The organism is Corallococcus carmarthensis, from assembly GCF_003611695.1.
Classification (GTDB): domain Bacteria; phylum Myxococcota; class Myxococcia; order Myxococcales; family Myxococcaceae; genus Corallococcus; species Corallococcus carmarthensis.
Genome location: NZ_RAWE01000298.1, coordinates 1 through 9,841, shown reverse-complemented (window position 1 = coordinate 9,841; position 9,841 = coordinate 1). Strand labels below are relative to the sequence as shown.

Sequence of the window (9,841 nt, the reverse complement as noted above, 5' to 3'; positions counted from 1 at the left end):
ACGAAGAGCGCGTCCCCGCCCTCACCGCCGCCCTTCGCGCGCGACAGGGCGGCGGTGAGGGCGGGGACGCGCTCTTCGTAGGCGGACGCGGCCGCGCACAGGGCCTCCGCGAAGTCGTAGGGCCGGTAGCACCAGCGCTCACAGGAGAGGGCTCGGCGGTCCAGGTCCTCGCCGGAGTCGGAGGCGGCGAAGACGCGGCCGGATTCGAAGTCCAGGTGGACGATGTTCCCGGCGAAGACCAGCTCCTCGCCCAGGAAGCCGAGCAGCGAGCCTCCGGACCAGTCCGGATCCGATGCGGGAACAGGCACGAGTCCCAGCACGCCGGGTCCGGCCATGCCCACCTCTCGCGCTTCCTGGAGCCGCTGCGCGCGGTACTGGCTGCGCTCGGCCACCAGCGCGTCGCGCAGGTCCTCGGGGAGATAGGCCGGAGCGACCCACTGCTCCCGGCGGCGCCCGGAGGACACGGCGGCCTGCATGGCCTCGCGTTCAGCGGGGGTGACGTCGCCTGTGGCGGACACGTCGCGGGCCGGTGCCTCTTCGGGAGGACGCGCGTCGGCCGCGTCGTCCACGCGGACGAGGTTCGGGGCGGGCGGCTTCGGCGCGCGGCCCGGCTGCGACGCGCCCAATGCGGTGCCCGCGTCGAAGGGCTTCGGCCCTTCGGCACCCAGCACCTCGTTGCCCGGCACACGGGCGGCGACGGCGTTCTCCGGGGCGTCGTCACCCACCGCTGAGGGAACGGCGACGGACTGCTTCGTGACAACGCCCGGACCGGAGGCCTGGCGGGCATTGACTCCGGTGCCCTCCTCGCGCGCCTGGGCGGCCGTCTCCGAGGATGCGGCCGGGCCGGAGGCTGGGCGGGCGTTGGTTCCGGTGACTTCGTCGCGGGCCTGAGCATCCGTCTCCGAAGATGCGGCCGCGCTGGAGGCTGGGCGCACGTTGGCGCGAGTGCCTTCGTCGCGAACCTGGGCGGCCGTCTCCTCCGAGGATGCGGCCGCGCCAGCGGCATCGGGAGCACGCACGGGCACCGCGCGGTTCACGCGGTGGGAGGCCGGCATGGACGCCAGCGCCGCGGAGTCCAGCTCGCGGAACGTCAGGGTCCTCGGGCGGGGAGCACTCCGTCCCCTGGAAGGCTCTGGCACCTTCGGCGCGGGCGCGGATTCCTCCGGCTCCTGCGGCGGCCACGACGGCCGGACCCGGAGCACGGGCGCGGCGTGTCCCTCCTGGACGTCGGTGTCGTACTCCACGCGGAGCGCGGGCATGAGGCCATCCGGAGCACGCTCGTCCCGCGGCGCCTCCCCCTGACCCGACTCCTCGTCCGTCCTGCGCATCATTCGGGGTGCTCGCGGCGCGGCCCTTCCTCACGTCGGAAGCGGCGGTGCCGGGAAGCCGGCCAAGCTAGGGGAGGCATCGATCCCCGTCAACGCACCCGCGGGCTCCCTCGCACGCCTGCACCAACGGTGAAGCCCGGGCCGCGCACACTCGCGGACCCGGGCCGTCATCCACCGCTGGAAACCGCCGCGTGGACTACAGCAGCGGGCAGAGCAGCCCGCCGCCCGTGCCCGCCGGGCAGCCCGTGCCCTGGCAGTACGCGGGCCCCACGCCCACGGAGAGGATGCCCTGGAGGCTGGGCACCTTCACCTTGCAGCTGCCGAGGGTCGCGTTACCGGACGCGTCCTCCACCGAGTACACCACCGTGTAGACGCGGCCGTTGCCCAGCAGGCTGGACTCCGCGCGCAGCTGCGCGGACTTGCGGTCCGCGCTCAGCACGATGTCCTTGCACTTGAAGAGGGCCAGGCTGAACAGCGCGTCCTCGGACTCATCCGACTCCACGCGGACGATGGAACCCGCCTGCTGCAGATCCAGCGTCCCGCCACAGGTGTCCGCCGCCGGCTGCGCGCAGTCCGCCAGCGTCACCGTCTTGTAGTCCGCGCCCAGGGTGCGGGCCAGCACCAGGTTCTTGCTCGCCCCGGCCACCGGCGCCGTCGCGTCCACCACCGTCACATTGGCGGAGCACGTCGCCGAGTCCATCCCGTCCGACACCGTGAGCGTCACCGGCGTCGTGCCCACCGCGTACACGCCCGCCGGGCTGAACGAGCGGCTCAGCGGCTGCGGGAAGCCATCCGGATCATACGAGCCGTTGTCGATGGACGCCGCGGCCGAGCACGACGCGTCCGCCGTCACCGTGACGTTCTTGCAGAGCGCCACCGGCGCCAGGTTCACCAGACAGCCACCGCCGGCCGCCAGCGTCACCGACGCGGTGTTGTTCTCCTCGCTGTCCTCCGGGAAGAAGCCCATGTAGTCCGCGACCACGAACAGCTGGCTCGCGCCCTCCGGCAACTGCACCGGCACCTCGAACGCGTAGCGCTCCTTGCCCACCAGCCAGGGCACGTTCACCGTCGCCAGCAGCGTGCCGCCCTGGGCCGGGTCCCCAGCGAAGATGCCCGCCACCGACGGGTCGATGCCCGTGGGCGCCTCGTTGATGATGGCGCCCTTCACCGTCGCCACCTGGCCGTCTTCACACGTCACGCCCACCTCCGCGGCCGCCAGGTCGATGCCCGTGTGCAACGCCGACCGGGCCTCGCCCACCACCGCGCCCTCTTCCACGGATTCGGTACCACAGCCGCCCAACATCAGAAGGGAAGCAAACAGGGACAGCGGACGGCGCAAGGACATGACTCTCTCCGGGAGATGGGGGGCTGCCAGGTAGGGGAAGGCGGAACCCGATGCCAGACAATGACAGCCAGGGCCCGTGAGCAGTCTTTGCCATGAACGGACTTTTCTAGCAATACGGGCAAAGCTGTACCCAGGTCCAGGTGTACACAGACACCCCATTGGAGCCCCAATGACCCTGGCGTCTGTCTTTGCAAGGAGTCGAGAAACAACACACCGGGTGTCTGGGTTTGGACGACCTGACGGGTTGCCGGTTCCCCGGTGAACAGGAGGGCAGGCGGCCGTCGCAGTGGACAGCGCCCGCCCTGATGGGGTTGGTTGGGCCTTCCCCCGCTGTTCCGGGGAGCACGCCCATGGCCTCCATCACTCCGCGCTACGCCCACCCGTTCCTACCCGTGACCCGCGCCGACATGCAGGCCCGGGGGTGGGAGCAATGCGACATCATCATCGTGAGCGGCGACGCCTACGTGGACCATCCGGCCTTTGGCCCGGTGCTCATCGCCCGCTTCCTGGAGGGGCGGGGCTTCAAGGTGGGGATCATCCCCCAGCCGGACTGGCACTCGGCGGAGCCCTTCAAGGCGCTGGGGGCGCCGCGGCTCTTCTTCGGGGTGGCGGCGGGCAACCTGGACTCGATGCTCAACCGGCTGACGGCCCAGAAGAAGAACCGCTCGGAGGACCAGTACAGCCCGGGCGGACGCACCAACTGCCGGCCGGACCGGGCCTCCATCGTCTACGCGCAGCGCTGCCGCGAGGCCTTCCCGGACGTGCCCATCGTCCTGGGCGGCATCGAGGCCAGCCTGCGCCGCATCGCGCACTTCGACTACTGGAGCGAGAAGGTGCGCCGCTCCATCCTCTTCGACGCCAAGGCGGACCTGCTGGTGTTCGGCATGGGCGAGCGGCCCATCTGGGAGATCGCCGACCGGCTCAACCGGGGCGAGCGCATCGAGGACCTGACGGACATCCGGGGCACCGCGCGCCTCATCAACGACGCGGCGATGAAGGCCCTGGAAGCGGACCCGGCGAAGCGCGCGGCGGACCGCGACAAGGTGGTGGTGCTGCCCTCCTATGAGGAGGTGGTGGCGGACACGCGCGCCTTCGCGGTGATGAGCCGGGACTTCCAGATGGAGACCAACCCCGGCAACGCGCGCGCCATCGCGCAGCGCCACGGCAACCGCGCCATCTACATGAACCCGCCCGCCCGGCCGCTGGAGGACGGCGCCGGACAGAAGCCCGGGGACACGGCCACGGTGGCCATGGACGAGCTGTATGACCTGAAGCTCAACCGCGTGCCGCACCCCATGTACAAGGAGCCCATCCCCGCCTACGAGACGGTGAAGCACTCGGTGGTGCTGATGCGCGGGTGCTTTGGCGGCTGCACCTTCTGCTCCATCACGGAGCACGAGGGGCGCGTCATCCAGAGCCGCTCCGCGCAGAGCGTGCTGCGCGAGGTGCGCGAGGTGCGGCGCATGGGGGACTTCCGGGGGACGATTACCGACCTGGGGGGCCCCACGGCGAACATGTACAAGCTCAAGTGCAAGAGCGAGGACATCGAAAGCCGCTGCCGCAAGCTGTCGTGCGTGCACCCGGGCGTGTGCGAGAACCTCCAGACGGACCACGGGCCGCTCATCTCGCTGATGAAGCAGGTGCGCGAGGAGCCGGGCATCAAGCACGTCTTCATCGCGAGCGGCGTGCGGTACGACCTGGCGGAGCGCTCGCCGGAGTACGTGAAGGAGCTGGCGGCGCACCACGTGGGCGGCCAGCTGTCCGTGGCGCCGGAGCACGTGTCGCCGCGCGTGCTGGAGAAGATGAAGAAGCCCGGCATCGAGAGCTTCGAGCGCTTCCAGAACATGTTCGCGTGCGCCAGCGAGGACGCGGGCAAGGAGCAGTACGACATCGCCTACTTCATCAGCGGGCACCCCGGGTCCACGCTGGAGGACATGGTGATGCTGGCGCAGTGGCTGAAGGAGAAGGGCAAGCGTCCCCGCCAGGTGCAGGACTTCATCCCCACGCCCATGTCGGTGGCGACGGCCATGTACTACACGGGCCTGGACCCGCTGAAGATGGAGCCCGTGTACACGGCGAAGGGCCTGCGCGAGAAGCGGCTGCAGAAGGCGCTCCTGCTCTACTGGAACCCGGAGCACTGGCCGCTGGCGAGGGAGGCCCTGCGGCTTGCCGGCCGGGAGGACCTCATCGGCCGGGGACCGAACGCGCTGGTGCCGCCGGAGTCCGCCGCGGAGGCCGCGCGCCTGCGCCGTGCCGGGAGCGCCGAGCCGGAACAGGGACTGGCCACGAACGCGTGGCCCCGGCCGGTGCAGCCGCGCCCGTCGGGACGGAACACGGGCCGCACGCCGCGTCCGGGCCCGCGCGGCCGGTAGCGGCCCCCTGGCTTTCGTTCCGGGGGGAGGCTCGGGTATAGGGTGCGCCGCCTTTCTTCATGCGGCCACACCGCCGGAGCCACACAGCCATGCCCAGGACTTCCCAGGAGCAGTCGCAGGAGCGTCACGCGTTCCTGCTCGACCTCTTCCGTAACCAGCCCGACCTGAGCCGCCAGGACGCCCTGGAGAGCTTCAAGGACCGCTTCGGCGCGACCATCAACCTGCGCACCTTCAACGAGCTGCGTGAGCAGGCGAAGAAGGAGCTGTCCTCGGCCCCCGTGGCCGCGGCCCCCGCCGCCGTCCGCGAGGAGCCGGAAGTGGAGGCGCAGGACGAGCGCGCCGAGGTGACAGCGGAGGACGCGGGTTCGCTGCTGAAGGCCGCGGCCACCCCGGAGCTGCACAGTGGCGCGGCGCCGGCGAAGAAGCCGAAGGCCAAGGGCCCGGGCTCGCGCAACGTGTTCGTGGACGCCACGGCCGAGCAGCTCCAGCTCCTGGAGCGCGTGGTGCAGCAGCTCCAGGAGGCCGGTGCCGCCAACGTGCGCATCGACCACGCCACCGACCGGTGGATGGTGCTGGTGGTGGACTCCAAGTAGTTCCCCGGGCAGCAATGCCTGACGTCAGGGCCCGCCTCCCTCTCATGGGGAGCGCGGGCCTTGTTGCGTCAGGAACACCGCAAAGGCAGTCTACAAACCGAAATACCCGACTTACTTGACATACCATCAAAAGATTATTACCCCTATGTCTTGTGAGCGCACCTCTGCGCTCCGCACCCAGGGGAAACCTATGTCCCGTTCGATTCCTGCGCTGGCGCTGGTGGTGGGAGGGTTGCTGTTCGGCTGTGGTGGGATGCCCGAGGAGGGTGAGACGCTCGAGGCCCAGGAGTCACAGGCCGCTCCGGAAGGCAATGTCACCCAGAGCGCGGTGACGACCGTCACCATCTCTGGCGCGAGCATTTCGTACAACTCCACCTCTGATTCCTTCACGGTCCGGGACACCCTGGCGGATGGCCACTCCGCCGTGGCGGTCGTCTACAACCACAGGACCGGGAGCACGGGGAGCTGCTGGAACAAGAACGGCGCGGGCACGAGCGCCGTCTGTGACCGGAGCTATCCCAACAACCCTCAGCTCTCCATCAGCGCGTGTACGGGGGAATACAGCACCGGCGCGCTCATCGCCTGCTCCGGCTGGGTGCCGGTCAACGCGTTCGCGCCCACGAAGTAGCCGCCGCGAGTCCCCCGGCTTCAGGACGGGCCCGCCTCCCTCTCATGGGGAGCGCGGGCCTTGTCGCGTCAGGTCCTCGGCCCTGACAGGGGCAGTGACACCGTGAAGGTGGCGCCGCCCCCTGGCGTCTCGCACACGCCGACGCTGCCGCCGTGGGCCTCCACCACCTGGCGGGCAATCCACAACCCCAGGCCCAGCCCTCCGAAGTTGCGCACGGACACCGCGCGCTCGAAGCGCTGCCAGATGCGCTCCCGGTCCTCGGGGCGCACGCCCATGCCGTGGTCCACCACCGTCAGGCGCGCGCACGGGCCGTCCTGCTCCACGTGGATCTCCACCGGCTTGCCCGGTCCGTACTTCAACGCGTTGGACAGCAGGCCCTGCACCACCAGCTCCAGCCGTGCCCGGTCGAACCGGCCCTGAACCGGGGCCGCGATGCGCAAGGTCACCTCGCAGCCCTCCCGGGCCAGTTCCTCCCGCAGCTGGCCCACCTCCGCCGCCACGAGCGCGGCGAAGTCCACGTCCTCCACCTTCAGGCTCAGCGGCCCCGCGGACAGCTGGGACACGTCGAGCAGCGTCTCCACGACCGTGGCCAGACGGTGCACCTGCCGCCTCGTGAGCAGGAGCCGCTCGCCCAGCCGGGAGTGCGCCTCCGGCCCCAGCCCGCGTTCCATGAGGTCCAGTTGAAGGCGGAAGCCCGCCAACGGCGTCTTCAACTCATGGCTCACCACGGAGAGGAATTCGTCCCGCGCACGGACCGCCTCCTGCAACACCGCCTCGCGCGCCGACAGCTCCGCCACCTCCCGGCGCACCCGCGCCATCTCCAGCTGGGTGCGCACCCGCGCCGTCAACTCGCGCGCGGAGAAGGGCTTCACCAGGTAGTCATCCGCGCCCGCCTCCAGGCCCTCCACCGAGGCCTCCTCCCCCGCCCGCGCCGACAGCAGGATGAAGGGGATGGCCCGCAGCCGGGGGTCCGCGCGCAGCTCGCGCAGCAGGCCGAACCCGCCCAGGCGCGGCATCATCACGTCGCTCAACACCAGGTCGGGTGGACGCTCGCGGATGGCCTGGAGCGCGGCGAGGCCGTCCTCCGCGGTCTCCACCGCCACCTGACCGGCGAGCAGCCCGGAGATGTACGTGCGCAGGTCCGCGTTGTCGTCCACCACCAGCACGCGCGCGGAAGCAAAGGGCAGGCGCGGCGATCCAACCCCCGTGCCGTGCGGCGCGAACTCCGGCGCATCCGGTGCCGGGGACGCCCCCAGCCAGCCGCGGATCTCCTCCACGTACGGGAAGGCGCTCTCGAGGCTGGCGCGTGCGGCGTCCCTTCCGCTGGAGACCCGCTGTTCGTGCGGCAGGTGGCCATGGCCCAGGGGCACCGCGACACAGAAGGTCGTCCCCTCCCCCACCACGCTCTTCACCCCCACGGTGCCACCGTGCAGCTTCGCCAGCTCCTGCACGAGGCTCAACCCGATGCCGCTGCCCTCGTGGCTGCGCGACCGGGCGTTCTCCACGCGGTGGAACCGCTCGAAGATGTGCGGCAGCTCCCCGGCCGGGATGCCGCTGCCGGTGTCCCGGACCGTCAGCCGCGCCTCGCCCTCCTCCGCATGCAGCCGGACGTGGACGCCACCCTCGAAGGTGAACTTCATCGCGTTGGAGAGCAGGTTGAAGACAATCTTCTCCCACATCTCCCGGTCCACCCAGACGGGCTCCGGCAGGGGCGCCAGGTCGAGCGTGAGGGTGAGCTGGGCGCGCTTCGCGATGGATTCGAAGTGACTCACCAGCTCCGCGGTGAAGGCGGACAGGTCCGTGGGCTGGAAGGCAGCGCGCACGCGACCTGCCTCCGTGCGGGTGAAGTCGAGCAGCGTGTTGACCAGCTTGAGCAACCGGCTGGCGTTGCGTTGGACCAGGGACAGCCGTTCGGCCTGACGCGGCCCCAGCGGCTCCGCCGCGTCCGACAGGGCGTCCTCCACGGGCCCGACCATCAGCGTCAGGGGCGTGCGGAATTCGTGGCTCACGTTGCTGAAGAAGGCCGTCTTGGCCCGGTCCAGCGCCGCGAGCTTCTCCATCCGCTCGAGGGCCTCCTGCCGCGCGCGAGCGCTGGAGGCGGCCGTGGCCAGCGCCCCCGCCACCAGTTCGAGGAAGCCCCGGTACTCCCCCGCCAGCGACTGGACGGGGCTCAGGCCAGCCACCAGGAAGCCCAGGGTGCGGTCCCCTTCCGCGTGCGGCAACGGCAGCACCAGGGCGGGCCGGGGCGTGCTCGCGGCACCGGGCGCTGGCCGCGCTTCGAGCCACCCGTTCACGTCCTCCACCCGCCCGGGCTGGCGCGTGCCCGCCACCGGAGCCAGGAGTCCTCCCGCGTGCACCGGACGAAGGTCGAGGCTTACGGGCACCGAAGCGCCAAGGGCCCCCATTCCGGTGGAGCCGACGAGCGTGGCGTGCGCTCCATCCGCGTCCGTGACGTAGAGCCAGGTGAAGGGCAGGTCGGCGAGGTTCTCCGCCATGGCGCTCAAACCGGCCCGGCACGCCTCCTCCACGGAGGCCGCGCCGCTGGCTCGCTCGGAGAGGCTGTGCAGCGTGCGCAGGCGCCGCTGCCCCACCACCTGCCCCGTCGTCTCCATGGCCGGCGTGTAGAAGCCCACGACCGTGCCGTCGTCATCCAGCACCGGGGTGTAGGACCAGGTGAAGTAGGCCTCCTCGTCGGAGCCATTGCGCAGGATGGGCAGCGACTGGCTCTCCGCCCAGTTCGCCTGCTTCGTGCGCTCCAGTTCCTCGAACAGGGGGCCCAGGTGCGGCCACAGCTCCGGGAAGACCTCGCGCAGCGGCGCCAGCGCGTGGTGCGGGTGCTTGGCCCCCATGATGGGGATGCCCGCGTCGTTGTAGAGCTGCACGCGCTCCGGTCCCCAGTAGATGAACATGGGGAAGCGCGTCGTCAGGCACATGCCCACCACGGTGCGCAGGGTCCTCGGCCAGGAGGCGATGGGCCCCAGCGGGGTCCCGGACCAGTCCCGCTCCAGGATGAGCCGCCCCATCTCGCTGCCGCCGCGCAACGCTTCAAGCCATCCGTCCGGAGACGGCGAAGCAACGGCGCCCCCCACCGGATCCGCGGTGCTCTGTTCGTTCATCGGACGGCTCAGGGGAGGCTCGAAGGCAGCGGGACGCGTTGAGGAGGGGACCTGGGGTGGACGTACCGGCCCGGCCCCCTCACTTCAACGCCGGAGTCCGGAGCGCTGGCCCTTTTCGTCGCTTACCGAGCAGGACTTCCCACCAGGTCCGCCTCCGGCCAGCCCGCCGCTTCTCCATGGGAGCAGGCAGGCTCCCCACGCCTGGCGGTCCCGAACCTCTTTACACTCCAGCAAAACACGCAAAACCATCCACCAACCCACGGCAATGCCATACCACCACTCACGCCGGACGCGGAGTTCTGACCTCGGCGTGGCCGAGGAGGTGCCGCGCACGTAAGCGTTCACGGGGTGGTGCTCGCCTGAGGGGGCGGTGAGGCAGCGAACGGTGGGCCTCACCACGCTCGACGTGGGCCGGGGGCGGATTAGAAATAATGGGGCGTGGCCACGCCCGACCCAAGA

5 protein-coding genes and 1 pseudogene are annotated in these 9,841 nt (G+C 70.8%); 3 read left to right on the top strand and 3 right to left on the bottom strand.

Features of this window, described 5'->3' with window-relative positions:
• Positions 1–1,259 (bottom strand): annotated as a pseudogene (locus D7X32_RS40765) (DEAD/DEAH box helicase); the annotation flags it as partial.
• Between the two features lie 265 nt (positions 1,260–1,524).
• The gene (locus D7X32_RS40760; RefSeq protein ID WP_120607907.1) at positions 1,525–2,673 is read right to left on the bottom strand and encodes a hypothetical protein; all 1,149 of its coding nucleotides are present in this window, start codon (positions 2,671–2,673) and stop codon (positions 1,525–1,527) included.
• Positions 2,674–3,023: 350 nt separating this feature from the next.
• Between D7X32_RS40760 and D7X32_RS40755 the strand changes: the two genes are divergently transcribed.
• The 3 genes from D7X32_RS40755 (at position 3,024) to D7X32_RS40745 (ending at position 6,266) form a co-directional block, all read left to right on the top strand.
• Positions 3,024–5,045: a YgiQ family radical SAM protein gene (locus D7X32_RS40755; RefSeq protein WP_120607906.1), complete on the top strand. Its 2,022-nt coding sequence runs from the start codon at positions 3,024–3,026 to the stop codon at positions 5,043–5,045.
• Between the two features lie 89 nt (positions 5,046–5,134).
• The gene (locus D7X32_RS40750; RefSeq protein WP_120607905.1) at positions 5,135–5,638 is read left to right on the top strand and encodes a hypothetical protein; all 504 of its coding nucleotides are present in this window, start codon (positions 5,135–5,137) and stop codon (positions 5,636–5,638) included.
• Between the two features lie 190 nt (positions 5,639–5,828).
• The gene (locus D7X32_RS40745) at positions 5,829–6,266 is read left to right on the top strand and encodes a hypothetical protein (protein ID WP_120607904.1); all 438 of its coding nucleotides are present in this window, start codon (positions 5,829–5,831) and stop codon (positions 6,264–6,266) included.
• A 68-nt stretch (positions 6,267–6,334) separates the two neighbouring features.
• Here D7X32_RS40745 and D7X32_RS47710 read toward each other — a convergent pair whose 3' ends face one another.
• Entirely contained in the window at positions 6,335–9,382 is a 3,048-nt protein-coding gene (locus D7X32_RS47710; RefSeq protein ID WP_120607903.1) for an ATP-binding protein, read from the bottom strand.
• Between the last annotated feature and the right edge of the window lie 459 nt (positions 9,383–9,841).

Coding starts and splice junctions, on each gene's coding strand:
- D7X32_RS40760 (WP_120607907.1), bottom strand. CDS start 2,673: ATGTCCTTGCGCCGTCCGCTGTCCCTGTTTGCTTCCCTTCTGATGTTG.
- D7X32_RS40755 (WP_120607906.1), top strand. CDS start 3,024: ATGGCCTCCATCACTCCGCGCTACGCCCACCCGTTCCTACCCGTGACC.
- D7X32_RS40750 (WP_120607905.1), top strand. CDS start 5,135: ATGCCCAGGACTTCCCAGGAGCAGTCGCAGGAGCGTCACGCGTTCCTG.
- D7X32_RS40745 (WP_120607904.1), top strand. CDS start 5,829: ATGTCCCGTTCGATTCCTGCGCTGGCGCTGGTGGTGGGAGGGTTGCTG.
- D7X32_RS47710 (WP_120607903.1), bottom strand. CDS start 9,382: ATGAACGAACAGAGCACCGCGGATCCGGTGGGGGGCGCCGTTGCTTCG.